A 25322-nucleotide genomic window follows, 5' to 3' on the forward strand; every position below is an offset into this window, starting at 1 on the left:
GCGGGGGCGCCGGGGGCCGGCGCAGGGGTCTGGGCCTCGGCGGCAAACGGAACGGCCAACGCCGTCGCCGTCAACAGGGCGAGAAGTCGCCCGCGCGGCCGGACGGACGCGGCCAAGTAACGGAAATTCATTGCGGAAAACCCTTTCTGAACGGGAAGTGCCCGAACCGCTCCGAAGCGCCGAACCTGGCCGCCTTGGGCGCGGCTCTCTCCCCGTCAATTGAGGCGGATAAGTGACGGGCTCGACGCTCTTGCGCGATTGGGTGCCTTCTTAACGTGGCCGACGAAAAGATCAATGCCGACAAGCGTCTTTGGCCGGTCTGGCGCGAAAGCCCCATCAAATTCCCTGTGATAAGATTCGCCCGACGGTCCTCGAATCACCTTGTGCCGATGTTCATGTTCCAGCGCCTCTTCGAGGGCCCCGGCCTCCGCCTCTATACCCTTGCCCTTGCGCTTGCCGGGATGCTGTCGGCAGGCACCGCCGCGGCCGAGGAGGCCCACGCGATCGCCATGCACGGCAAGCCGGCGATGCCCGCCGACTTCAGCCACATGCCCTACGCCGACCCCGATGCCCCCAAGGGCGGCCGTCTGACCTGGGGCATTCTCGGCACCTTCGACAGCCTCAATCCCTTCATCGTGAGGGGATTGGCGGTGCAGCCGGTCCGCAACTACGTGGTCGAGAGCCTGCTGGCGCGCGGGCAGGACGAGCCGTTCACGCTTTACGGCCTGCTCGCCAGGACCGTCGAAACCAATGACGAGCGAAGCTTCGTCACCTTCCGTCTCGATCCTCGCGCCCGCTTCTCCGACGGCAAGCCGGTCACGGCCGAGGACGTGCTGTTCTCCTGGCAGCTGCTACGCGACCACGGCCGCCCCAATCACCGGCAGTACTACGGCAAGGTCGCCAAGGCCGAAGCGCTCGATCCCCTCACCGTCCGATTCGACCTGACAGGCGCCAACGACCGCGAGCTGCCGCTGATTCTCGGCCTGATGCCGATCCTGCCGAAGCACGCCATCGACTTCGCGACCTTCGAGGAGACGACGCTGACCGCGCCGATTGGCTCAGGCCCCTATCGCGTCACGGCGGTGAAGCCCGGCGCCAGCGTGACGCTTGCGCGCAATCCCGATTATTGGGGCCGCGACCTCGCCATCAATCGCGGGCTCTACAATTTCGACGAGATCCGGCTCGACTATTTTCGCGAGGCCAACGGGCAGTTCGAGGCGTTCAAGCGCGGCCTCTACGATTTCCGCGTCGAGCACGAGCCGCTGCGCTGGCACGACGGCTATGACTTTCCGGCAGCCAAAAGCGGCGAGGTGATCCGCGACACCGTCAAGCCCGGCCTGCCGCAGCCGTCCGAATTCCTGGTGTTCAACACCCGCCGTCCTGTCTTCGCCGACATCCGCGTGCGGCAGGCTCTGACGCTGCTGCTCGATTTCGAGCTGGTGAACCGCAGCTATTTCTTCGGGCTCTATTCGCGCGTGGCCGGCTATTTCGCCGGCTCGGAGCTGTCGGCCTATGGCAGGCCTGCGGATGCGCGCGAGCGCGAGCTGCTCAAACCGTTCGCCACACGGATGCCGCCCGACATCCTGGACGGCAGCTACCGCCTGCCGGTCACTGACGGATCAGGCCGCGACCGCACCACGCTGCGCGCCGCGCTGAAGCTGCTGTCGCAGGCCGGCTACGATCTCGACGGCACCGTGCTGCGCAATCGCGCGACCAAGAGCCCCTTCACCTTCGAGATCATGGTCACGACGCGCGACCAGGAGCGCATCGCGCTCGCCTTCCAGCGCGACCTCAGACGCGCCGGCATCGAGGCCAGCGTGCGCTCGGTCGATCCCGTGCAATTCGACCAGCGCCGGCTCGCCTACGAGTTCGACATGATCCAGAACCGCTGGGACCAGTCGCTGTCGCCCGGCAACGAGCAGTATTTCTATTGGGGCAGTGCGGCCGCGGACAATCCGGGCACCCGCAACTACATGGGCGCCAGGGATCCCGCCGTCGATGCCATGATCGCCGCCCTGCTCGAGGCCCGTGAACATACGGATTTCGTTGCGGCGGTGCGCGCGCTCGACCGCGCTCTGATCGCGGGCTTCTACACAATCCCGCTCTTTAACGTATCGGAGCAATGGATCGCGCGCTGGAATCGGATAGAACGGCCCAAGACCACCTCGCTCTCGGGCTATTTGCCGGAGACCTGGTGGTCGAAGGGGCAGCCGCAAGCTCATCAAGCGAAGTGACGCCGTGAACCAGCCAGCAATATCGCCGACGCTCGACACATTGTTTCAGCGCACGCTGATGCGGCAGCCCCACGCGACCGCCCTGCTCGATCCGCTCAACAAGGCACGCATCACCGGGCACCGGCCGCGGCGGATGACCTATACCGAGGCCGATACCGCCATCGAGGCGCTGTCGGCGCATTTCGTCGAATCCGGCCTGCCCGCCAATTCCGTCATCGCGATCCAGCTGCCGAATACTGTCGAGTTCGTGCTGACCGTGCTCGCGGCCCATCGCGCCGGCCTCGTTGTCGCCGTGCTGCCGCTGCTCTGGCGCCATGCGGAACTGACCGCAGCGCTCAACCGCACCGCCGCGCGCGCCATCGTTACCATGAGCACGGTCGACGGCGTCAGCTATGCTGATCTCGCCATGCACGCCGCGGCCGAGGCGTTCTCGATCCGGCACGTCTACGGCTTCGGAAGCGACCTGCCCGAAGGCATGGCTTCGCTCGACGACGTCCTGGCACGCCCGCCCGGCACCACGCGCGCCGTGATCCAGGACGGCCGCAAGGCGGCCATGATCTCCTTCGACGTCACGGCGGAGGGCTTCCGTCCGGTGCCGCGGCCGCATTTCAGCCTGATCGCGGGCGGCCTTGCGATGTCGCTCGAAGCCGACATCAAGCAGGGCGCGACCGTGATGGCGGCGTTCACGCCGATGTCGTTCGCAGGGCTCGCCTCCTCGCTCGCGGTGTGGCTGCTCTCGGGCGGCACGATGGCGCTGCATCATCCGTTCGAGAACGATGTGCTGGAGCAGCAGATCAACGAGCACGAATGCGAGGTGCTGATCGCGCCGGCGCAGCTCGCGCTGCGGCTCGGCGATGCCGACCTCGCGGCGCGGATGCCGACTTTGCGCAACGTCATCGGCCTGTGGCGCGCGCCCGAGCAGGTCGCGGCGAGCGATGCCTGGATTGCGCCGCATGCGCCGCTGACCGACGTCTACCTGTTCGGCGAGGCCGGATTGTTCGGCGCCCGCCGCGGCGAGGACGGCATGCCGGTGCCTGTCATGCCGGGGCCGCACGGCGCTCCGCGCGAGCAGTCCGGCTCCTCCATCGCCGGCGAAATCCTGCTGACGCCGAAGGGCACGCTTGGCCTGCGCGGCGCGATGGTGCCGATCGCGGCCTACGCCCCGCCGCAGCCGGTCGGCGAGACGCTGACGGCGCAGCCGCCGCGCGACTATGTCGACACCGGCTATGCCGCGCGGCTCGATCGCCCGAGCGGCGCGATCTGCATCACAGCGCCGCCCTCCGGCATCATGGCGGTCGGCGGCTATCGCTTCCTCTCAAACGACCTGCAGGAATGGGCGCGCCGGCTCGGCCAGGGCTCGCTGCTCACGGCGCTGCCCGACCGCCTCTCCGGCCACCGGCTCGCCGGGCGCGCCCAGGACAATGCCCGCGCCCGTGAGGCGCTCAGCGAGCTCGGGCTTAACCCCCTGATGGTCGAGGCTTTTCGCGACCGCTCCGGGCCGGTCTAGGCGCGGTTTCAGCGCCTGCGTTGACGCAGCATTAAGGCGGCCAAACTAGATTGCGGCGGCAAATTGTTGCGCGATCAGAGTTTTTACATGTCCCAGGCGGGCCCGATCCTGTTTGTGTCCGATGCCGAACGCCCCGCCTTCGTGGCGGCGCTGGACGAGGCCCGGCTCTTTCCCGTCGTCGACACCAACTGGACCAGCGCGCCGCGCGCGGTCGAAGAGGTGCAGCCGGCCGCGGTTCTCGCTGCGGTCCATGCCGGACACGAGCCGCATGTGACGCGGCTCGCAAAGACGATCACCGCTCAATCGCCTTACCTGCCCTTCGTGGCCCTGGATGCGGCGGGCACGCTGCCGCACAACGCCCTGCCCTTCTCCTCGCGCGGCGGCAATCCCGACCGGCTGATCGCGCGGCTCCGGGCGGCGCTGCGCGTGCGGACATTGCACGCAACGGTTCTGCGCCGGCTGCCCGAAGTGAAAATCGCGCTGCCGCAGGGCGATCCCGCACGCGATGCCACCGTGCTCCTGATCGGCCGCGGCGCGGCTTACCCTGCGCTCTCCGTCGCGTTCGGCGAACGCGTCGGCGTGGTCGGTGCGCTCTCGATCGAGGCTGCCGCGAAACACCTCAACACCCGCGATCTCGACGGCGTCGTGCTCGCCGAAGGTTTTACCGCGCGCGTGACCGACGCGTTTCTGACCGTGCTCGCCGAGGACACCCGCTTCCGCAGCCTGCCCGTGGTCGTCACCGCCCACCAGCTCACCCAGAGCTACGACCTGCCCAATCTCGAGCTGATCACCGGCGAGCCGCCGAGGATCGCGGCCAACGCGCTGCCCTTGATCCGCCAGCACGCCATGGAAGCGCAGCTGAGCCGCACGCTACGCTCGATCGATGCCGGCGGCTGGCTCGATCCGCGCAGCGGCCTGCTCACGGTGGAAGCCTTCGCCCGCGATTTCGCCAAGGCGGTCGAGCAGACGCTCGCCCGCGGCGGCGGCCTCTCGGTCGCGCGCTTCGCCTTCGATCCCAACAATCCCCGCGCCCAGCTCGACGCCGCCCGCATCCTCAGCCGCCTGATGCGGCAGATGGACTTTGGTGCCGCGCAGAAGGACGGCTCGGTCATCGTCGTGTTCGCCGAGACCGACTTCCGCACCGCGCATATGATCGCGCGCCGCCTGTCGGCGGTGATGCGGCACACCTCCAACGGCAAGCACGAGATGCGCAGCGATCCCGTGGTCAGCGTGGACTCGCTGTCGCCGTCGGACACGGCACGCTCGCTGCTGGCGCGCCTGTCGGCGGAGGCATCGAGGGCGGCGTCGTAGTTTTTCGCGAGCTGCAGCAACAACCACCGTCATTGCGAGCGCAGCGAAGCAGTCCAGACTCTCTGCGCGGAGAGACTCTGGATTGCTTCGTCGCAAGGGCTCCTCGCAATGACGCGGTGAGGCCGGTGCCTCTACGCCGCCTTCTTGCTCTCGGCGAGCTGCGCCAGCTGCCGCATGATCTCCGTCGTGCCCGCGAGCCGCTCCTCCGGCGTTTCCCAGTCCTGCAGGAACACCACCTTCATGTCGGGGCGCACCTTGGCGGCCTGGCCGTAGCTGCGGATGAAGCTCACGAGGCGCTCGGGATGGGCGAAGGAATTGTCGCGGAAGACGATGACGGCACCCTTCGGACCGGCGTCGATCTTCTCGACATTGGCCCGCCGGCAGAACGCCTTGATCGCGGCGACCTTGAACAGATAGCGCACCTCGTCCGGCAGCACGCCGAAGCGGTCGCGCATCTCGGCGCCGAAATTCTCGATCTCCTCCTCGGTGTCGAGATCGGCCAAGCGCCGATACAGCGACAGCCGCACCGAGAGGTCGCTGACATAGTCCTCCGGAATCAGCACGGGCATGCCGATGGTGATCTGGGGCGACCAGCGATCGGCGGCGGGCTCGGAGACGCCGGCCTTGAGATTGACGATCGCCTCCTCCAGCATCGACTGATAGAGCTCGAAGCCGACCTCCTTGATGTGGCCGGACTGCTCCTCGCCGAGCAAATTGCCGGCGCCGCGGATGTCGAGGTCGTGCGAGGCGAGCTGGAAGCCGGCGCCCAGCGTCTCCAGCGATTGCAGCACGGTGAGCCGGCGCTCGGCCTGCGCCGTGATCTTCTGCTGCGCCGGCAGCGTGAACAGCGCATAGGCCCGCAGCTTGGAGCGGCCGACGCGGCCGCGCAGCTGGTAGAGCTGGGCAAGGCCGAACATGTCGGCGCGATGCACGATCAAAGTGTTGGCGTTGGGGATGTCGAGGCCGGACTCGACTATGGTGGTCGACAACAGAACGTCGAACTTGCCGTCGTAGAACGCGGTCATGATGTCCTCGATCACGGCCGGCGGCATCTGGCCGTGCGCGACCGCGACCTTCATCTCGGGCACGTTCTTGTCGAGGAAGTCCTTGACCTCGGCGAGATCGTCGATGCGCGGCACCACGTAGAACGCCTGGCCGCCACGATAGCGCTCGCGCAAGAGCGCCTCGCGGATCATCAGGGGATCGTGCGGGGCGACGAAGGTGCGCACCGCCAAGCGATCCACCGGGGGCGAGGCAATGATCGAGAGCTCGCGCACGCCGGTCAGTGCCAATTGCAGCGTGCGCGGGATCGGGGTAGCCGACAGCGTCAGCACGTGCACCTCGGCGCGCAGCGCCTTCAGCCGCTCCTTGTGGCTGACGCCGAAATGCTGCTCCTCGTCGACGATGAGCAGGCCAAGGTCGCGGAATTTGATCGCCTTGCCGAGCAACGCGTGGGTGCCGACGACGATGTCGACCGAGCCGTCGGCGATACCCTTCTTGACCTCGTTGAGCTGCTTGGTCGGGATCAGGCGCGAGGCCTGCGCGACATTGACCGGGAAGCCTTTGAAGCGCTCGCTGAAGGTCCGGTAATGCTGGCGCGCCAGCAGCGTGGTCGGCACCACGACCGCCACCTGCTTGCCGTCGAGCGCCACGGCGAAGGCGGCGCGCAGCGCCACCTCGGTCTTGCCGAAGCCGACGTCGCCGCAGATCAGGCGATCCATCGGGCGGCCCTTTTCGAGATCCTTCAGCGTGGACTCGATCGCGCCCAGCTGGTCCTCGGTCTCGTCATAGGGGAAGCGTGCGCAGAACTCGTCGTAGACGCCCTGCTGCACCGGCAGCTTCGGCGCTTCGTGCAGCATGCGTTCGGCCGCGATCTTGATCAGCTCGCCCGCGATCTCGCGGATGCGGTTCTTCAGTTTTGCTTTTCGGGTCTGCCAGCCCGAGCCACCGAGGCGGTCGAGCTCGACGGTGGTTTGATCAGAGCCGTAACGCGACAGCAGCTCGATGTTCTCGACCGGCAGGAACAGTTTGGTCTCGGCGGCATAATGCAGCTCGAGGCAGTCATGCGGCGCGCCGGCGACGTCCAGCGTCTGCAGGCCGATGAAGCGGCCGATGCCGTGATCGACGTGGACGACGATGTCGCCGGCGGTGAGGCTCGTCACCTCCGAGATGAAATTGTCTAGCTTGCGACTGGCCTTGCGCGGCCGCACCAGGCGATCGCCGAGGATGTCCTGCTCGCTGATGACGGCGATCTCGTCGGTCTCGAAGCCGCTCTCGAGGCCGAGCACGGCGAGCATGGTCTCGTTGCGCGGCGTCGCCTGCACCGTCCGCCATGAGTTGACGCTGGTAGCGTGGGCGAGCTTGTGGTCGCGCAGCATCGAGGTCATGCGGTCGCGCGAGCCCTCCGTCCACAGCGCGATCACGACCTTCTTGCGCTGCACCTGCAGCGCCATGACGTGGCTGACCACGGACTCAAACACGTTGACATTGCTGTCGTTGCGCTCCGGCGCGAAGTCGCGGCCCTTGCGCGCGCCGGCATCGACAACGCCGGTGCCGTCGGTCGGCACCGAGAACGGCGTCAGCCGCGCCAGCGGGATCGCGCCGAGGCGCTTGGTCCATTCCTCCTCGGTCAGGTACAGCCGGTCGGGCGGCAGCGGCTTGTAGATCGCGCCGCCGCCGGGATGCTCCATCGCCTCGCGGCGGGCCTCGTAATAGTCGAGGATCTGCTTGAAGCGCTCGCGCACGGCGTCCTCGGCCTGCGGCTCGATCGCGATCGGAGCGCCTTGCAGATAGTCGAACAGCGTATCCATCCGGTCCTGGAACAACGGCAGCCAGTGCTCCATGCCGGGATGGCGGCGGCCCTCGCTGACGGCCTCGTACAGCGCATCGTCGCGCTCGGGCGCGCCGAACTCGGCGACATAGCCCATGCGGAATCTCCGGATGGTGTCGGTGACGAGCTGAAACTCGGAGACCGGCACGAGGTCGAGCGAACGCATGTCGAGCAGCGTGCGCTGGGTCTCCGCGTCGAAGGAGCGGATCGATTCCAGGCTGTCCCCGAAGAAGTCGAACCGCACTGGCTGCTCGAGGCCGGCCGGAAACAGATCCAAAATGCCGCCGCGCACGGCGTATTCGCCGGGCTCGCGCACGGTGGAGGAGCGGTTGTAGCCGTTGTGCTCGAGCCAGGCGACGACCGTGTCCATCGGCACGACATTGCCCGGCGCGACCGACAGCGCCTGCGCCGCGACCAGCTCGCGCGCGGGCACGCGCTGCACCACAGCGTTCACCGTGGTCAGCACGATCAGCGGCTTGTCGCTGCCGGTGAGCGAGGCCAGCCGCGCCAGCGTGGTCAGGCGCTGGGCGAGAACGCCGCCATGCGGCGAGACGCGGTCATAGGGCTGGCAGTCCCAGGCCGGGAAGGTCAGCACCGGCAGATCGGGCGCGAAGAACCTAAGTGCGCGTTCGAGCGACTGCATGCGCCCGCCGTCGCGGCAGACGACCGCAAGGCTGACCGCCGGCTTCTTCGGCCGCGCCGCGATGGCGCGCGCGAGATCGGAGACGACGAGGCCTTCGGCACCTTCCGCGACATTGGCGAGCGTCAGCGCGCGGCCGGGCGCGAGCAGCTCGGCCGGAGATTTCATTCCCTGCTTCATGCGTTGCCGTCCGCGATCGGAAACGCCTTGATGCGGGCAAACAGCGCGCCGGCGACGTCGGCCGGCAGCACCTTGTCGCCGGTGATGGCGGCATAGAGATCGGGATCGTTGACCTCGAGCAAGGTCTCGAGCTGGCTCAGCTCGTCGTCGGACAGATTGCCGATCTCGGCATCCGCGAAGCGGCCGAGGATCAGGTCCATCTCGCGCGTGCCGCGGTGCCAGCAGCGGAACAGAAGCCGCTTGCGGCGGTCATCCAGCCCGCTGCTCGATCGTGTCGTTCCCGTCATGTCTCAAATCCAGTCAAACGCAGAAAGCCCGGACGTGCCGGGCGGGGGTGATATAGCCACTTGGACCCCCGGTGTCAGCCCTTGATTTGGCATGGCCGGAGCTCGCGGGCGGCTACGAAAAAAGACGTGGATGCCCGGCATAAAGCGGGGCATGACGGGCCGAAACGATCCTAGATTCGCTCTCATGCGCCCCAGCCTGCTTAATCCGCTGTTTGCTCCCGTGACCAGCCTGTCCGGCGTCGGTCCGAAGCAGGACAAGCTGTTGCAGTACCTGCTCAGCCGCAGCGAGACGCCGCGGCTGGTCGATCTGCTCTTGCATCTGCCGAGCCAGGTGATCGACCGCCGGGCCCGGCCGAAGATCCGCGACGCGGCCGTTGGAACCATGGTGACGCTGGAGGTTACCGTCGATCGTCACCGCCCGCCCCCGCCGCGCAATTCGCGCGCGCCGTATCTGGTCTACGCCAGCGACGATACCGGCGACGTGGTGCTGACCTTCTTCCGCGCCAAGCCGGGCTTTGTCGAAAAGCTCTTGCCGGTCGGCGAGAAGCGCTTCGTCTCCGGCACGCTGCAGATGTACGACGGCATCCCGCAGATCGTGCATCCCGATCGCGTGCTCGACGAGGAGGCGATCTCGAAGCTGTCGGGGATCGACCCGGTCTATCCGCTGACGGAAGGCCTCGCGCTGGGATCGCTCCGTCGTGCCATCGCGCAGGCGCTGCAAAAGCTTCCCGCGCTGCCGGAATGGATCAGCCCGGAGGTGCTGCGGCGCTGCGACTTCCCGCCGATCGCGGAAGCGCTCAACCGCGTGCATCAGCCGGTCGAGCTAACCGACATCTTGCCCGACCGGCCGTTCTGGTCGCGCCTCGCCTTCGACGAGCTCTTGGCCGGCCAGCTCGCGCTCGCCCTGATCCGCGCGCAGCTGCGCCGTCCCGCGGGCGTGCGCAATGCCGGCGACGGGCATCTGCGCAACAAGATCATCGATGCCCTTCCCTACGCGCTCACACCGTCACAGCGCAACGCTGCGGCGGCGATTGCCGAAGACCTCAAGCAGGCGCTGCGCATGCTGCGCCTGCTGCAGGGTGACGTCGGCTCCGGCAAGACCGTGGTGGCGCTGCTCGCGGCCGCCGCGGTCGCCGAGGTCGGCAAGCAGGCCGCGTTGATGGCCCCGACCGAGATCCTGGCGCGCCAGCACATCAAGACCATCGCTCCGCTCGCCGAGCGCGCGGGATTGCGTGTCGCCATCCTCACCGGCCGCGAGAAGGGCAAGGAGCGGCGCGAGATCATCACCGAGCTCGCCGACGGCGAGATCGACCTGCTCGTCGGCACCCATGCGCTGATCCAGGACGATGTCGTCTTCAGGGATCTCGCGCTCGCCATCGTCGACGAGCAGCACCGTTTCGGCGTGCGCGAGCGCCTCGCGCTGACGTCCAAAGGCGAGGCTGTCGACGTGCTGGTGCTGAGCGCAACGCCGATCCCGCGCACGCTGGTGCTGACCTATTTTGGCGACATGGACATTTCCGAGCTGCGCGAAAAGCCGGCCGGCCGCCAGCCGATCGATACCCGGGCCGTGCCGATGAGCCGCATCAGCGAGGTCATGGAAGGCGTCGGTCGCGCGCTCGAAGCCGGCAAGCTGGTCTACTGGATCTGCCCGCTGGTCGAGGAGTCCGGGGCTGAGGGCACCGAGCATCTCACCAACGCCACCAAGCGTTTCGAGACCCTGCAAAAGCGCTTCGGCGATCGCGTCGGCCTCGTCCACGGCCAGATGAAGGGCACCGAGAAGGACCGCGTCATGGCCCAGTTCGCCGCGCACGACATCGGCCTGCTGGTCGCGACCACCGTGGTCGAGGTCGGCGTCGACGTTCCGGCCGCCACCATCATGGTGATCGAGAACGCCGAGCGTTTCGGTCTTGCCCAGCTCCACCAGCTCCGCGGCCGCATCGGGCGCGGCTCCGAAGCATCGACCTGCATCCTGCTCTATGGCGAGCCGCTCGGCGAGATGTCGAAGGCGCGGCTGAAAGTGATCCGCGAGACCACCGACGGCTTCCGCATCGCCGAGGAAGACCTGAAGCTGCGCGGCGAAGGCGACGTGCTGGGAGTGCGCCAGAGCGGCCTGCCCGGCTACCGCATCGCGCGCCCGGAGGTGCATGGCCAGTTGATCGCCCAGGCAAGAGACGAGGCGCTGCGAATCCTCAAGGAGGATCCGAAGCTGAAGGGCGAACGCGGCGAAGCGCTGCGGAGCCTGCTGTATCTCTATGAGCGCGACGAGGCGATTCCGCTGATCGGAGCGGGCTAACTTTGAGGCAGTGCCGCAAGGTTCGTGACAGACGCAAAGGCACCGGAACCTCCACGTCATTGCGAGCGCAGCGAAGCAATCCAGAATCTTTCCGCGGAGGCAGCCTGGATTGCTTCGCTGCGCTCGCAATGACGTGTTGAGAGAGCGAGAATGCGCGATCAGGCCTTCTTCCGCGCGATGCTCGCCGCGAAGGTCTTCATCAACGCGGCATCCACAGCCTCCCCCTTCGCATCCTCCGCCAGATGCTCGAACCACCGCGCAAAGCCCTCGTAGATCTGGCTGGCCGGATGATCGGGCCCGAGGAATCCTGAAATCTCCCGCATCTCGGCGACCCAGCGATAGGCCTTCGGGATCATGTCGGGCAGCGCGACTTCGAGCCGCGCCAAGATGGCGGGCTGGCTCAGCGCGAGCTCGTCGCGCAGTGCATCGGCCGCGCCCGCCTTTGTGGCTGCGATCACCATCGCCGATCCGATGCCGGCGAGGCCCTTGACGATGCCGGCATAGGACATTTTCAACGCCGAGGCCGCGCCGACCGGGCCTTCGACGATCCGCACGTCGAGGCCGAGATCCCCAAGCACGGCAACGTCCTTGGCATGCTCGCCCGACATGTAGAAGGCCGGGCTCTTGCCACCTGGCTGCGGCGGAAAGCCGATGATGCCGGCATCGACGAACGGCGCCTGCGCCGACCCGATGATCTCCTCAATTCTTTGCACGGTATCGACATTGACGGCGTTGCAATCGACCACGACCGGCTTCTTCTCGCGCCTGACGATCAGCGCGGCCAGCCGTTCGGCCAGCGCGACGGCTTCGCCCGGCGGCACGATCGAGAGGATGATGTCGGCGTCCGCGATCGCATCGTCCTCGGCGCCGACCATTCCGGCGTCCGCGGCGCGTTTGCGCGTCGCCTCGCTCCGCCCCTTGAGCGACGTCAGCACGCGCGCACCGTTCTCGCTGAGGCGCCGGGCCACGGCGCTGCCCATGGCGCCGGGGGCGAGGATCGCAATGGTTTTGGACATCGTGCACTCCAGGTCGAATTCCGAGCGGCAGGTTCGGTCGACCTGAGACCAACAGAGGACGAATGCGCCCGCGTGAACGCGACCATCCCGCGGCGGAATGGCCCTACTCCGCCTTCGCAGGCTCGGGCCGGAGCGTGGAGGCATTGGCAATCCGCGCAGCATTCGCCATGCCCGCAAGCGCGGCCGCCTTCTTCGGATCGGGCGACGAGCCCGGCTGCACCACGCCGGCCGACATGATCAGCGTCGCGGCGTCCTCGGCGGTGAGATCGACCTCGATGATCTTGCTTTTGGGGACATAGAAGAAGAAGCCCGTGGTCGGGTTCGGCGAGCACGGCAGGAACACCGACACGTGCTCCTCCTGCCCCGGCAGGCTGCGCGAGATGTCCTCGTTCGGCGACTGCGAGATCAGCACGATCGACCACATGCCCGGCGAAGGAAACTCGACCAGGCCCACTTTCCGGAAGCTCGAGCCCTTGCCCGAGAACAGCGTCTCGAACACCTGCTTCAGGCCGCGATAGATCGCGCGCACCGCCGGGATCCGGCCGAGAAAGGTCTCGCCGACATCGACCAGCGTGCGGCCGATCAGATTGGCCGCGAGGAAGCCGACCAGCGTCAGCGTGAAGAATGCGACAATCAGTCCCCAGCCGGGAATGACGTAGGGAAGATAGGTTTCCGGCCGGTAGGCCAGCGGCACGAACGGCCGCACCACGCCGTCGACCCAGGTAACGAACCACCAGACCAGATAGAGGGTGATCGCGATCGGCCCCGTCACCACGAGGCCGGTCAGGAAATAATTGCGGAAACGGCCCATCAGGCCGGTATGCGGTTCCGGAACGGGATCAAGAGGCGCAGGCGCGTCGTCGCGGGGGGTCATTCGGGTTCCAGGTCGGTCGCTACCACAAGCTAGGGTCTTCTAGCAGGTTTTGGAAGAGAGCGGCCGATCGATATCCAGATTGCCTATTCCACGGTCACCGATTTTGCGAGGTTGCGCGGCTGGTCGACGTCGGTCCCCATCACAACGGCCGTGTGATAGGCGAGCAGCTGCACCGGGACGGCATAGACCATCGGCGTGAAGGCTGCTGCCATATCGGGCATGACGATGGTGACGAGGGACTCGACCGTCGCCTCCGCCGCACCCTTGGCATCGGTCATCAGAATGATGTTGCCGCCGCGCGCGGCGACCTCCTGCATGTTGGAGACGGTCTTCTCGAACACGCGGTCGTGGGGTGCGATGACGACGACCGGCATGGTCTCGTCGATCAGCGCGATGGGGCCGTGCTTGAGCTCGCCGGCGGCATAGCCCTCGGCGTGGATGTAGGAGATCTCCTTCAGCTTGAGCGCGCCTTCGAGCGCCAGCGGGAAGCTGGTGCCGCGGCCGAGATAGAGCACGTCGCGCGACTTGGCGATCCGGTGCGCCAACTTCTCGATCTGGAGCTCGCTCGTGAGCGCATCGGCCATCAGGCGCGGGACCTCGACGAGCCCGTGGACCAGCTTGGTCTCGTCCTCGTCCGACAATTCGCCGCGCGCCTTGCCGGCCGCGATCGCAAGGTTTGCCAGCACCATGAGCTGGCACGTGAACGCCTTGGTCGAGGCGACGCCGATCTCGGGTCCCGCCAGCGTCTGCAGCACCGTCTCGCTCTCGCGCGCGATCGTCGAGGTCGGCACGTTGACGACCGCGATCGTATGCACGCCCTCGGCCTTGGCATAGCGCAGCGCCGCCAGCGTATCGGCGGTCTCGCCCGACTGCGAGATGAAGATGGCGAGGTCGCCCTTGCGCAAGGGGGCCTCGCGGTAGCGGAATTCGGAGGCGACGTCGACCTCGACCGGCAGGCGCGCAAAGCGCTCGAACCAGTATTTGGCGACGAACCCGGCATAGCTCGCTGTGCCGCAAGCGGTGATGTTGATGCGCTGGATGTTCTTGAAATCGAACGGCAGCGCGACCGGCAGCGCGACGCGCTCGGTTGCCATGTCGACGTAGCGCGCCAGCGTGTGGCCGACCACCTCCGGCTGCTCGTGGATCTCCTTGGCCATGAAGTGACGGTAATTGGCCTTGTCGACCAGCGAGGTCGAGGCGGCGTGCCTGATCTTGTCGCGCTGGACGGCATGGCCGTCCTTGTCGAAGATCGCGGCGCTCTTGCGGGTCAGCACCACCCAGTCGCCGTCCTCGAGATAGCTGATCGTGTCGGTGAACGGGCCGAGCGCGATGGCGTCCGAGCCGAGATACATCTCGCCGTCGCCGTAGCCGATCGCCAGCGGCGGGCCGTTGCGGGCGCCGATCATGAGGTCGTTGTCGCCGGCGAAGATGAAGCCGAGCGCGAAGGCGCCGCGCAGGCGCGCCAGCGTCAGCTTCACCGCTTCCACGGGCTTATTGCCGCGGGTGAGCAAATCGTCGACGAGATGCAGCACGATCTCGGTGTCGGTCTCGGTGTGGAACACCGTGCCCTTCTTTTCGAGCTCCTCGCGCAGCTCGCGGAAATTCTCGATGATGCCGTTGTGGACCACGGCGACGCGCTCGGTCGCGTGCGGGTGGGCGTTGTTGACGGTCGGCTTGCCGTGGGTGGCCCAGCGCGTGTGACCGATGCCGGTGGTACCCTTGAGCGGCTCGGCCTCCAGCCGCTTCTCCAGATTCTTCAGCTTGCCCTCGGCGCGGCGGCGCTCCAGGTGCTTGCCTTCGAGCGTGGCCACGCCCGCGGAATCGTAGCCGCGATATTCGAGGCGTTTGAGCGAATCCACCAATTGCTCTGCAACCGGCTCACGCCCGAGAATGCCGACAATCCCGCACATGCGGATCACTATCCCCCAAATCGTCGAAAAATCGCCTAAACGACGCGCTTGGTTTTTAGCGAAAATCGCAGGGAACCAGATACTCAATAATTATTGCTGATTGAGACAGCACGGGCCCGCGACCGCTGCGCCGTCTGCGTCGAATTGGCCGGCCTTAAACCGCGCCCGTTAACTTATTGTCAATACATTTGGCCAACGATTCCGGTCAGGAGAACCAGGCCATGAAAGGCTCATCCGACCGCAAGGGTCTGTCGTCCATGTATCTGCGCGCCAGCGAGACCACGGGCACGCACCTTGCGCATTGGCCGCCGCCGCTGCGCGGCAAAGAGAACAAGCCCCTCTTCATCAAGCATCCCGAAGGCGAGCCGGTGAAGCGCGCCAAGCCGCGCGGCTGGCGCCTGACCCGCGCGATCTTCTCCGAATTCGCCGACGAAGAATAGCGCCGCTCACGTCTCCGGCTTCTTGCCGCCGGTCTTCATCTCGCGATAGCGCGCCGCGCCGCCTTCCCGGATGGTCTGCGGGCTGCGCTCCAGCGCCATCGCGTCGTCGGGGACGTCCTTCGTGATCACCGAGCCCGAGCCGATATAGGCACCATTGCCGATCGTTACCGGGGCGACCAGCGAGGAGTTGGTGCCGACGAAGGCGCCCTTTCCGATCACCGTCTTGTGCTTCTTGAAGCCATCGTAGTTGCAGGTGATGGTGCCGGCGCCGATGTTGGAATTGGCGCCGACGGTGGCGTCGCCGATATAGGAGAGATGGTTGACCTTGACGCCGGCCTCCAGCGTCGCCGCCTTGGTCTCCACGAAATTGCCGATGCGCGCGCCGTCGCCGAGCGAGGTGCCGGGACGCAGCCGCGCATAGGGTCCGATCGAGACCTTCCTGCCGAGCGTCGTCTCGACGATATGCGAGAACGAGTGGATCACCGCCCCGTCCGCGATCGACACGCCGGGGCCGATCACCACGAACGGCTCGATCGTCACGTCCTTGCCGAACACGGTGTCAGTGGACAGATACACCGTCTCCGGCGCGATCAGCGTGACGCCGGCCTCCATCGCCGCCTTGCGCAAACGCGCCTGCATTACGGCTTCGGCCTCGGCGAGCTGCGCCTTGGTGTTGATGCCGCGCACCTCGTCTTCGCTGGTTTCGATCACCACCGACTCCCATCCCTGCCTGCGGACGATTTCGACCGCATCCGTCAGATAATATTCGCCCTTGGAATTGGCATTGCCGATCTGCCCGAGAATGTCGAGCGCACGGCGGCCGTCGATCGCCATCACGCCGGCGTTGCACAAATCGATCTTGCGCTCGTCCGCGCTGGCGTCGGCCTGCTCGCGGATCGCAACCAGGCGGTCGCCCTCGACGATGAAGCGGCCGTAGCCGGTCGGGTCGGCGGCGCGAAAGCCGAGCGCGGCAATGGCTGCGCCGCGGGCGAGCGGCGCGCGCAGCCGCGCAAAGGTCTCGGCCGAGATCAGCGGCGTGTCGCCGAACGCGATGAGGAGATCGTCGGCGCCGCGCGCGATCGCCTCGCGCGCCGCCAGTACCGCATGCGCGGTGCCGAGCCGCTCGGCCTGCACGAAGGTCAGCGCGTCGGGACGGATGCGCTTGGCTTCGTCGGCGACCGCCTGATGATCGGGGCCGATCACCACCGCGAGCGAGGTGCCGGTTCCCTTGGGTGCGGCGGCGAGCACGTGCGCGAGCAGACTCCGGTGCGCGACCGGATGCAGCACCTTCGGCAGGCTTGATCGCATGCGCGTGCCTTCGCCGGCGGCGAGCACGATCGTGAGGCTGGAACGGGCGGTCATCGAAATCCTGACAGCTATGGCCGAATCAAATTGGCGCGGACGGGCGGCAACGCCCTCGGAAGCTATCGCCTTGCTACCCCCGCAAACGCCCGGAATTCAAGTGCGGCGCGCTTTTCCTGTTAATGTTCCCTGATTGATTCGGGGAAGCCGGACGGGGCTGGGCGCTTAACATTCATGGCAAGGGATTCCGACCCACTGGCGGACGCTTTCTCCACCAAGGAGACCGGCGGGCTGTTCTCCGGACTTTTGGCCGAGGAAAGCGCCTTCGACGGGCGCATGATGTGGCGGCTGGGCTCGTGGGGCGTGGCGGCCGTCGGCGCCGTCGTCATTGCCGTGATGGCCAACCAGGCCCAGCTCGGCTGGCGGCGCGACCAGGTTGCGTCCGCCGATCTCGTGCGCCAGGCCGACCGGCTGCAGCTGCTGACCAAGGAGAGCCAGAACGAAGCGCGCCGGCTCGCCGCCGCGATCGAGACGCTGAACAGCGACCGCGACCGGCTGTATTCGCGCGTCACCGTGCTGGAGCAAGGGCTCGATTCCGTCACCGGCGCCATTGCCAAGCAAGCGGCCGCGCCGCCGCCGGGCGCGAAGCCGCAGGACGCAGCACCCGCGGCTCCCAATGTCGCGCCGGTTGCTTCGACGCCGACGGCGACGAGCGAGAAGCCGCGCAGCGAAGCCGCCAAGGATGCTCAGAAGGATTCGCCAAAGGATGCTCAGAAGGAAACGTTGAAGGAGCCGCCGAGCCCGCCGCCGCAGACCGCGGCCGCCGCCTCGCTCGTGCAACAGAATCCGGCCATGACTTCGGCGCTGCCGACCATTCCGCTGGTGCCCGCCAAGTCGCTCATGGCGCCACCTGATCCGGCCGCATCGAAACTGATTCAACCTGAGACAGCCGAGCAGAAGTCCGAGCCGGCGCCCGCCGCAGCCGAAATCGTGGCGGCAGCAACCAAGCCGCCAGAGCCAGCCGAGAGCGAATCCCCTGCCATCGCCGTTCAGCAGACGCGCTTTGCGATCGATCTCGGCGGCGCCAACTCGATCGACGGCCTGCGCGCGCTCTGGCGCGGCGTGACCAAGTCCAACCCGGAGATCGCAGCGCTGCGGCCGATCATCATGATCAAGGAAGGCAACACCGGCCTCGGCATGCAGCTCCGCCTGGGCGCCGGCCCCCTGGTCAATGCCGCCGCCGCCGCAAAATTCTGCGCGGGTCTCGCCGAGAGCAATCGTCACTGCGAGACCACCGTGTTCGATGGCCAGCGCCTGTCGATGCGTGGCGGTCCGGACAAGGTACAAGACAAGGCGCAAGAGAAGACTCAGGACAGAGTCCCGGACAAGGGTTCGGAGACGAGCCAGGACGCTGGCCCTCCAGCTGAAACGGCCCCTGTGTCGAGCGCGAAGCCCGAAAAGCCGCAACGCCGCCGCAGCTACTCCTCAAAACGCACCAAGCGCGACGAGCCCGCCCCCGCTCCCGCCGCGCAGCCGGCGCCAGCACCGGCGAAACCGGAGGCGGCAGCGTCGTCCGCGGGATCGACGCTGTCGTCGTTCTTCAGGCGACAATGACGCCTCGGTCCCGGCGCGCACGCAGCCAGCATGCGACCAACGGACGCTTGGACCTCGGCCGCGCTTGGCAGCAAGTTCGCAGGTCCATGTCCGACGTGCGCGAAGCGTCGCCCCTCCAGAAACGCGGGTCTTGATGAACGAACTGGATGATGTGCTGAGGCTACTCGTCGCGGCGGCTACGGGCCTCGTGATCGGCATCGACCGCGACATGAACGACAAGCCGGTGGGCATGCGCACCCTGGCGCTGGTGGCCTTGGGCTCTGCGCTGATCTCGATTTCCGTGATCGAGTTTCAGAATTTGCGCGACCACCCGGATGCAGTCTCGAGGGTGGTCCAAGGCATTGTTACCGGCGTGCTGAGCGGCGTCGGCTTCATCGGTGCGGGCGTCATCCTGCACGACGTCAAGGCCAAGACGGTTCATGGCCTCACTACCGCGGCGACTGTCTGGATCGCTGCCGGTCTTGGCATCGCCTGCGCGCTGGGCGCCTGGCTGCTGGTGGGCGCCGCCATCGCAGTCACGTTATTCGTGCTGTTCGCGCTCAGCTGGCTCGAACGTCGCCTGGGGTTGAAGTAAGTCTGGTAGTCGCACATGGCCGGTGAGCGGCTTCATGCCTCCGCCCAAGTACCAAATGATACGAACGAGACCAACCTGACACGGCACACTCCGCACCGGACTTGATTCGGAGCGGAGATGACGGACGCGAACTTTCTGCGTGAGCAACTCGCGTTGATCCGCGAACTGGCCGAGCTGGCCGATCCCCACATCAGGAAGCGACTGCTCGCCTTGGCGGAAAAATACGAGCGCCGGCTGGCGGAGCAGAGCCGGAACACGCAAGGTCGCAGCTGATCGTCCTTGATCGCCCTTGGCGCAGGCGATGACCTATTCCATGCGCGCCTTCTCCTTCAGATCGCGGATGCGCATCTCCGCCTCGTCCTTGGACTGGACGATGTCCGACCAATCCTCGACCCGCGCCTCCTTGCTCAGCCTCTTGAGCTCGCTCAGCTGCTCCTGCGTCGGCTTGTCCATGCCTCACTCCTAGGCGGTGTTGGCAACACAATGTTGAGAACCAGCGGGAGGCTCGCGTGTTCCTGGAGAGTGCCCGGGCGGATCAACAGAAACCTCGCCTGCCCTGTTGCCTGGCCGCGCCTTCCCGACCATATTGCGGCCATGACAAAGAAGCCCTTCCGCCTCACGCCCTACCAGGTGCAGTTCCTGCTCGTGGTCGGATTCGTCACCGTCGGCTGCGCGCTCTACGTGCGCTATCTCGCGATCGAGTTTTCGCAAGTAGCGCTCGCCTGCGACGCCGGGCTTCAGACCCTGGTCTGCAAGTCGCGCTCGGTCTCGACCGTGCTGTTCAAGAATTCGGTGTTCGGCATCGTGGCGCTGGTGGTTGCGACGCTGAACCTGATGCGGCCGTCGATCGTGCTGCTGACCGTCGGCCTCATCGCCGCCGGCCTCGGCATCGTGCTCTACAATGTCGTGCTGTCGGGCCTTGCGATCGGCCTGCTTATTCTTGGCTTTGCTCGGCCCGCGCCCGCCACAGCGTGAGCGCGAACAACAGATAGATCGCGCAGGTCCATAGCGACTGCCAATTGTCGCGACCTTCGTTGAACAGCACGTACACGGCGGACAGCGCCAGCACCCCCGCGAACACCGCTTCGGCGATCGGACGCTGGCCGATCTGCGGCCGGTTCAGCATCAGAAGCGCAAACGGCACCACAGCCATCGTCAGCGCGGCGTAAGGAAAATCCTTGTAACGCGGATCGAACACGAAGCCGAGCGCGGTCGCGGAAGCGATCACCGCGGTCACCGCAAGCGTCAGGCCGAGCACCGCGGTGAGCTTCGACCATTTCCGGCCCTCGCGCGGGCCGAGCAGATCGAGGAAGGTCGGCAGGCTGCGGCCGATCACCATCGCCTGCGCGCAGAAAATCGGCGACAGGATGCCGGCCAGCAGCAACGCGCCCCAGAGCAGCCAGCCGCCGATCCCGTAGCTCTCGTAGTACATCTTGTCGGCGCCGATCCCGAGCAGGATTCCGGCGGTCGTCGCCGAGATGCCGACGCCGAGCCAGGCCGGGAAACGCGGTGTCCACGGCCGGCGGCGCAGCGTGATCAGCGCGACAGCGAACACCAGCACGGAAAGCCCCATGCCGGCGCCCATGTACCATTTCCAGTACGGGAAATTGCTGATCGGCTGTCCCGGCGGATATTTCAGGCTCCTGCGCACCGAGTCGTAGAGGCCCCAATAGCCGCCGACGGTGCCTTCCAGCCTGCGCTTCCAGGGCTGGTCGTAGGACTCGATGAGATTGACGCGGAACTTCTGCGCCTTCGCAAGGCCGAGGATTTCCGAGACGACGCGCGCCTGATTGGTGCGCGAGGGCAGTGCGCCGTCGCGCATGCGGCCCGCGCTCGGCCAGCCGGTTTCGCCGATCAGGATCTCCTTGCCGGGAAACGCCACCGCCATGCGCTCGCGGATCTGTTCGACATGGGCGGCAGCGAACTTCGCCCTGATCGGAAAATCCTCCCAATAGGGCAGGATATGAATCGTGACGAAGTCGACGGCGTCATACACCTCGCGGTTCTTCAGCCAATATTCCCACACATCGGCATAGGTCACGGGCACGCCGACCTGGGTCTTCACCAGGCGGATGAGAGCGACGAGGTCCGCCGTCGTCATCTCACCGCGCAGCAGCACCTCGTTGCCGACGATGACGGAGGTGATGACGTCAGGGAATTGCTTGATGAGGCGAATGGCGAGCCCGGCCTGCTCGTAGTTCTTGGTGCGGTTGCTCGAGAGCCAGATGCCCTGCAGCACCTTCATCCCGCCGACCTTGGCGGCGATCGCCGGCACCTGGTCGAGCCCGTTCTCCAGCGAATAGGTGCGGACGCAGTCGGTGATCTCCTTGAGCTGGCGCAGGTCCTGTTCGATCTGGTCGGCATCGATATGGGTCCATGCCTCCAGCGGCGACTGCTCGCCGCGGAACGGCGCGTAGGAGACGCATTGAACCTTGTCGGCGGGATCGATCGGGGCGCGCGCGAGCGTGATCGGCGTGGCAAGCCACCACCACACGGCAGCGATCGCACCCAGTGAGACGAGCAGAAGCGCCAGTGGCGTACGAAGAGAAATCGGTTCCGTCCTCCGCGAAGGGCCGTCGATTACCTTCTCGCACGCCGTCTGCCAAGGGGGCACGTCCGGTGGATCCCTTGCGCCCCCAAGGAATTTACCTGCGCCGGTTCACCGTGATCTAGGATCGTGACCTTGCTGGACAAAATTCGAAATACAGGTCATGGACTCCGAAAGACTTTTCCGCCGCATTGGAGACCCATTTGGACGCCATCAGCTAGCGCGTCCGCGGGGCTCCTGACGCGGACGGCCAGCGGATACATTGGGGAATTCATGCGGCAACGGGTGTTCGAGTCACGAAATGCGGTCCTGCGGCAGTTCGCCGCCACCTTGGCCGTCTCCTGCCTGCTCGTTCTGACCGGTGCTGGCGGCGCCTCCGCCCAGAGCGGTCCGCCGGGCCCCGAACAGGGCAAGGCGGCCGCCCAGCCCGCCGACGCCGCCAAGGACGCCGCCCAGAATCAGCGCCGCACCGACGAGTTCGCGGAAGCCGCCCAGGTCATCAACGGCCCGGCCGGCAATCCCGAATGCGTCTGGCTCGGCCGGCGCGTGGTGCGGCTGATGTGGCGGGACGACCTCGATACCGCATTCCGTCATCTCGACCTCTACGACCGCTTCGGCTGTCCCGGCGGCCACATCCAGGCCGCGTTCCGCTGCCTGACCCGTTTCGGCGGCCAGATCGACCCCAAGGTGGCCGAAACTCTGGATAGCCGCGTGCACGCGTGCTGGATCAACCCGGCCGCCCAGCCGCAGCAGGCGGCGGCCGCGGCCGCTCAGCCGGCAGCGCCGGCCGCCAATGCGCAGCCGCAGCCGGCCGCGAGCCCCTCGCCTGCGGCAAGCCCGTCCCCCACGCCGGCGAAATAGCCCAAGCCCAAATCGCTCCGGTCGTTTCAGCTGCCGTTCAGGAACGACCGGCCATAGAGACGGTTGGCACTGCCGCGCGTCGTTCGAAAAGGCCATGCCCTCATAAGGACATGAGGCCATGACAGTTGTGAAACCGCGCGGCAGAGATATGCTCCCTTTGCCGCGGACTTGGTCGGATCTCGGGGTCGGATCCGCTTCCCTGCCACCTCAGCCCCTATTGGTTTAGCCGCGATGCGCGTTGTCGCCGCCGTTCTGTTGCTCGTGTCTGCACTCCACGCAGGCAGTTGGGGAGTCCTGCGCGACAGGGAACCTGCGCCGGACTTCAAGGGCCTGGTGCCGAGCCTGTCCTATACGCCGTTCGAACCGGGCCATGTCGTCGACCTCAAGGTCGACCCCGACAAGATTCGCGCGGACTTGAAGAAGCTCTCGACCCTCACGCGAGCGATCCGGTCCTACACCGCGACGGAAGGCAGCGAGCTGGTGCCGCCGATCGCGGCCGAGTTCGGCCTCAAGGTCACGGTCGGCGCGTGGATCGACAAGGACGAGGATCGCAACGAGCGGGAGATCAAGGCCGCCATCGAGCTTGCCCGCAAGAACAGCAACGTGATCGGCATCGTGGTCGGCAACGAGGTGATCTACCGCGGCGAGATGAAGGTCGAGGACCTCATCAGCAAGATCAAGAAGGTCAAGAGCGCGGTCCGTGTTCCCGTGACGACGGGCGAGATCTGGAACATCTGGCGCGATTTTCCGGACCTCGCCTCCAGCGTCGACTTCATCGCCGCGCACGTGCTGCCCTATTGGGAAAACTTCCGTTCGGATCAGGCCGTCGACCAGGCCGTGGACCGCTACGACCTCCTGCGCAATCAGTTCCCGGGCAAGCGCATCGTGATTGCCGAGTTCGGCTGGCCGAGCGCAGGCTATAATTTGCGCAACGCAGATCCAGGTCCGTTCCAGCAGGCGCTGACCTTGCGCAACTTCGTCACCCGCGCCGAAGCGCTCGGCATGGACTACAACATCGTCGAAGCCCTCGATCGGCCCTGGAAATTCTTCGAAGGCGGCGTCGGTCCGTATTGGGGCGTCCTCAATGCCAGCGGCGAGCCGAAATTCGCCTGGACCGGCCCGGTCGAGAACCCCGACTATTGGAAGCTGATGGGCATCGCGCTGCTGGTCGGCGTGCTGCTGTCGTTACCGATCCTGCGGATCGAGAAGGCGACCGCGAGGCAAGCCTTCCTGCTGTCGGCGACCGCCAACGGCGTCGGCGCCTGGGCCGCGACCGTGTTCGCCTATTGGAACGGCCACTACTTCCTGTTCGGCTCGGCTTTCGCGCTGACGCTCGGCATGATCCTCCTTGTTCCGCTGGTCCTCATCGCGATGGCGCGCATCGACGAGATCGCCGCGGTTGCCTTCGGCCGGCCGCCGCAGCGCCTGATCGCCAAGAACAAGCCGGTCGAGAACGTGCCCGAGGATTACTGCCCCAAGGTCTCGATCCATATCCCCGCTTATTTCGAGCCCGTCGAGATGCTGAAGCAGACGCTGGATGCGCTGTCGCGGCTGAACTACCCGAACTACGAATGCGTGGTCATCATCAACAACACGCCGGATCCCGCCTTCTGGCAGCCGATCCAGGACCATTGCCGCGCGCTCGGTGAACGCTTCAAGTTCATCAACGCCGAGAAGGTGCAGGGCTTCAAAGCCGGCGCGCTGCGGATTGCGATGGACCGCACCGCGGCGGATGCCGAGATCATCGGCATCCTCGATGCCGACTATGTCGTCGAGCCCGATTGGCTGAAGGACCTCGTGCCTGCTTTTGCCGACCCGCGCGTCGGCCTCGTGCAGGCGCCGCAGGAGCACCGCGACGGCGATCTGTCGATCATGCACTACATCATGAACGGCGAATATGCCGGCTTCTTCGACATCGGCATGGTCCAGCGCAACGAGGCCAACGCCATCATCGTGCACGGCACGATGTGCCTGATCCGCCGCGCCGCGATGGACATGGCCGGCGGCTGGTCGAGCGACACGATCTGCGAGGACTCAGATCTCGGCCTTGCCATCCAAGAGCTCGGCTGGACCACCCACTACACGAATACCCGCTACGGCGCAGGCCTCCTGCCGGACACCTACGAGGCCTTCAAGAAGCAACGGCACCGCTGGGCCTATGGCGGCCTGCAGATCGTCAAGAAGCACTGGCGCCGCTTCCTGCCCGGCGCAAGCCGGCTGACGCCCGACCAGAAGCGCGAATATGGCCTCGGCTGGCTGAACTGGCTGGGCGCCGAAAGCCTCGGCGTGGTCGTGGCGCTGCTCAACCTCATCTGGGTGCCGATCGTCGCCTTCGCCGACATCGCCATTCCCGACAAGATCCTGACGCTGCCGATTGTCGGCGCCTTCATCGTCTCGCTGGTGCACTTCCTGTCGATGTACCGCGCCCGCGTCGCCATCAAGCCCGGCCAGATGCTGGGCGCCATGATCGCGGCGATGAGCGTGCAATGGACGGTGTCGCGCGCGGTGGCGCAGGGCCTGATCACCGAGCACATCGCCTTCGCCCGCACCTCCAAAGGCGGCCTCTCCCGCATGTCGATCGAGTTCCAGGCGTTCTGGGAAGCCGTGATCGGCACCCTGCTCCTGGTCGGCGCCGGCGTGCTGATCGCCACCAACAGCTACAAGCAGATCACCGAGATCTACATCTTCGCCGGCGTCTTGGTGCTGCAGAGCCTGCCGTTCCTCGCCGCCGTCGCCATCGCCATCCTCGAGCTCAGCCGCATCAACTCGTTCCAGTTCTGGCGCGACAGCGCGATCCGCACCGCCGAGCTGATCGGCCTGCGCCCGGTCGCGCTGCCCCACCCGACCGGCACGCCGCAGCCGGTGCCGAGCGAGGTCCGGCGGGAGACGAACTGATCCTGC

Annotated in this window: 19 protein-coding genes and 1 pseudogene; 11 read left to right on the plus strand and 9 right to left on the minus strand. The window is 66.4% G+C overall.

Annotated elements, in window-relative coordinates:
* A pseudogene (locus I6F16_RS32740) lies at positions 1-131 on the minus strand (invasion associated locus B family protein); the annotation flags it as partial.
* A gap of 258 nt (positions 132-389) precedes the next feature.
* Between I6F16_RS32740 and I6F16_RS32745 the strand changes: the two are divergent.
* From I6F16_RS32745 to I6F16_RS32755, 3 genes are all read left to right on the plus strand, one after another.
* Complete coding sequence (locus tag I6F16_RS32745) at positions 390-2234, plus strand: extracellular solute-binding protein (RefSeq protein WP_225174302.1); 1845 nt, start codon at positions 390-392, stop codon at positions 2232-2234.
* A gap of 4 nt (positions 2235-2238) precedes the next feature.
* Positions 2239-3741: a class I adenylate-forming enzyme family protein gene (locus I6F16_RS32750; RefSeq protein ID WP_225174294.1), complete on the plus strand. Its 1503-nt coding sequence runs from the start codon at positions 2239-2241 to the stop codon at positions 3739-3741.
* Positions 3742-3828: 87 nt separating this feature from the next.
* Complete coding sequence (locus I6F16_RS32755) at positions 3829-5052, plus strand: GGDEF domain-containing protein (RefSeq protein WP_225112448.1); 1224 nt, start codon at positions 3829-3831, stop codon at positions 5050-5052.
* 131 nt (positions 5053-5183) lie between these two features.
* On the opposite strand, the gene mfd is transcribed toward I6F16_RS32755, so the two are convergent.
* Both mfd and I6F16_RS32765 read right to left on the minus strand, forming a co-directional pair.
* Positions 5184-8702, minus strand: a complete 3519-nt coding sequence (mfd, locus tag I6F16_RS32760; RefSeq protein WP_225174295.1) for a transcription-repair coupling factor — start codon at positions 8700-8702, stop codon at positions 5184-5186.
* Positions 8699-8989 carry a succinate dehydrogenase assembly factor 2 gene (locus I6F16_RS32765; protein ID WP_036012510.1) on the minus strand — a complete coding sequence of 97 codons (291 nt, stop codon included), beginning with the start codon at positions 8987-8989 and terminating at the stop codon, positions 8699-8701. Before I6F16_RS32765 ends, mfd begins: the two co-directional genes overlap by 4 nt.
* Before the next feature lie 184 nt (positions 8990-9173).
* On the opposite strand from I6F16_RS32765, the gene recG reads away from it, so the two are divergent.
* Positions 9174-11282, plus strand: a complete 2109-nt coding sequence (recG, locus tag I6F16_RS32770; RefSeq protein WP_225174296.1) for an ATP-dependent DNA helicase RecG — start codon at positions 9174-9176, stop codon at positions 11280-11282.
* Between the two features lie 158 nt (positions 11283-11440).
* Here recG and I6F16_RS32775 read toward each other — a convergent pair whose 3' ends face one another.
* The 3 genes from I6F16_RS32775 to glmS form a co-directional block, all read right to left on the minus strand.
* Positions 11441-12298: an NAD(P)-dependent oxidoreductase gene (locus I6F16_RS32775; protein ID WP_225112451.1), complete on the minus strand. Its 858-nt coding sequence runs from the start codon at positions 12296-12298 to the stop codon at positions 11441-11443.
* Positions 12299-12401: 103 nt separating this feature from the next.
* Positions 12402-13172: a DUF502 domain-containing protein gene (locus I6F16_RS32780; protein WP_036012517.1), complete on the minus strand. Its 771-nt coding sequence runs from the start codon at positions 13170-13172 to the stop codon at positions 12402-12404.
* 83 nt (positions 13173-13255) lie between these two features.
* Positions 13256-15082 carry a glutamine--fructose-6-phosphate transaminase (isomerizing) gene (gene glmS / locus I6F16_RS32785; RefSeq protein ID WP_225174297.1) on the minus strand — a complete coding sequence of 609 codons (1827 nt, stop codon included), beginning with the start codon at positions 15080-15082 and terminating at the stop codon, positions 13256-13258.
* 221 nt (positions 15083-15303) lie between these two features.
* On the opposite strand from glmS, the gene I6F16_RS32790 reads away from it, so the two are divergent.
* The gene (locus I6F16_RS32790; protein WP_036012532.1) at positions 15304-15522 is read left to right on the plus strand and encodes a hypothetical protein; all 219 of its coding nucleotides are present in this window, start codon (positions 15304-15306) and stop codon (positions 15520-15522) included.
* Positions 15523-15528: 6 nt separating this feature from the next.
* Here the strand turns inward: I6F16_RS32790 and glmU are convergent, their stop codons facing one another.
* The gene (gene glmU / locus I6F16_RS32795; protein ID WP_225112453.1) at positions 15529-16884 is read right to left on the minus strand and encodes a bifunctional UDP-N-acetylglucosamine diphosphorylase/glucosamine-1-phosphate N-acetyltransferase GlmU; all 1356 of its coding nucleotides are present in this window, start codon (positions 16882-16884) and stop codon (positions 15529-15531) included.
* Between the two features lie 174 nt (positions 16885-17058).
* Here glmU and I6F16_RS32800 point away from each other — a divergent pair, with 174 nt between their 5' ends.
* The 3 genes from I6F16_RS32800 (at position 17059) to I6F16_RS32810 (ending at position 19285) form a co-directional block, all read left to right on the plus strand.
* A complete protein-coding gene (locus I6F16_RS32800; RefSeq protein WP_225112454.1) occupies positions 17059-18438 on the plus strand; it encodes a hypothetical protein in 1380 nt (459 codons plus the stop codon).
* A 133-nt stretch (positions 18439-18571) separates the two neighbouring features.
* Positions 18572-19012, plus strand: coding sequence for an MgtC/SapB family protein (locus I6F16_RS32805; RefSeq protein WP_036012541.1), 441 nt, complete (start codon positions 18572-18574; stop codon positions 19010-19012).
* Between the two features lie 117 nt (positions 19013-19129).
* Entirely contained in the window at positions 19130-19285 is a 156-nt protein-coding gene (locus tag I6F16_RS32810; protein WP_157786023.1) for a hypothetical protein, read from the plus strand.
* Between the two features lie 33 nt (positions 19286-19318).
* Here the strand turns inward: I6F16_RS32810 and I6F16_RS32815 are convergent, their stop codons facing one another.
* The gene (locus I6F16_RS32815) at positions 19319-19465 is read right to left on the minus strand and encodes a hypothetical protein (RefSeq protein ID WP_156447140.1); all 147 of its coding nucleotides are present in this window, start codon (positions 19463-19465) and stop codon (positions 19319-19321) included.
* A gap of 141 nt (positions 19466-19606) precedes the next feature.
* Between I6F16_RS32815 and I6F16_RS32820 the strand changes: the two genes are divergently transcribed.
* On the plus strand, positions 19607-19987 hold the full coding sequence (locus I6F16_RS32820) for a hypothetical protein (RefSeq protein ID WP_036012544.1): 381 nt from the start codon (positions 19607-19609) through the stop codon (positions 19985-19987).
* Here the strand turns inward: I6F16_RS32820 and I6F16_RS32825 are convergent.
* A complete protein-coding gene (locus I6F16_RS32825) occupies positions 19947-21506 on the minus strand; it encodes a beta-1,6-glucan synthase (RefSeq protein WP_036012546.1) in 1560 nt (519 codons plus the stop codon). The genes I6F16_RS32820 and I6F16_RS32825 overlap by 41 nt on opposite strands.
* A 327-nt stretch (positions 21507-21833) precedes the next feature.
* Here I6F16_RS32825 and I6F16_RS32830 point away from each other — a divergent pair, with 327 nt between their 5' ends.
* Positions 21834-22421 (plus strand): hypothetical protein, encoded by a 588-nt coding sequence (locus tag I6F16_RS32830; protein WP_036012549.1) that lies wholly within the window; start codon positions 21834-21836, stop codon positions 22419-22421.
* A gap of 231 nt (positions 22422-22652) precedes the next feature.
* The gene (locus tag I6F16_RS32835; protein ID WP_109143693.1) at positions 22653-25316 is read left to right on the plus strand and encodes a glycosyltransferase; all 2664 of its coding nucleotides are present in this window, start codon (positions 22653-22655) and stop codon (positions 25314-25316) included.
* Positions 25317-25322: the final 6 nt, after the last annotated feature.

The organism is Bradyrhizobium sp. IC4060 (assembly GCF_020193715.1).
GTDB classification, from domain to species: domain Bacteria; phylum Pseudomonadota; class Alphaproteobacteria; order Rhizobiales; family Xanthobacteraceae; genus Bradyrhizobium; species Bradyrhizobium yuanmingense.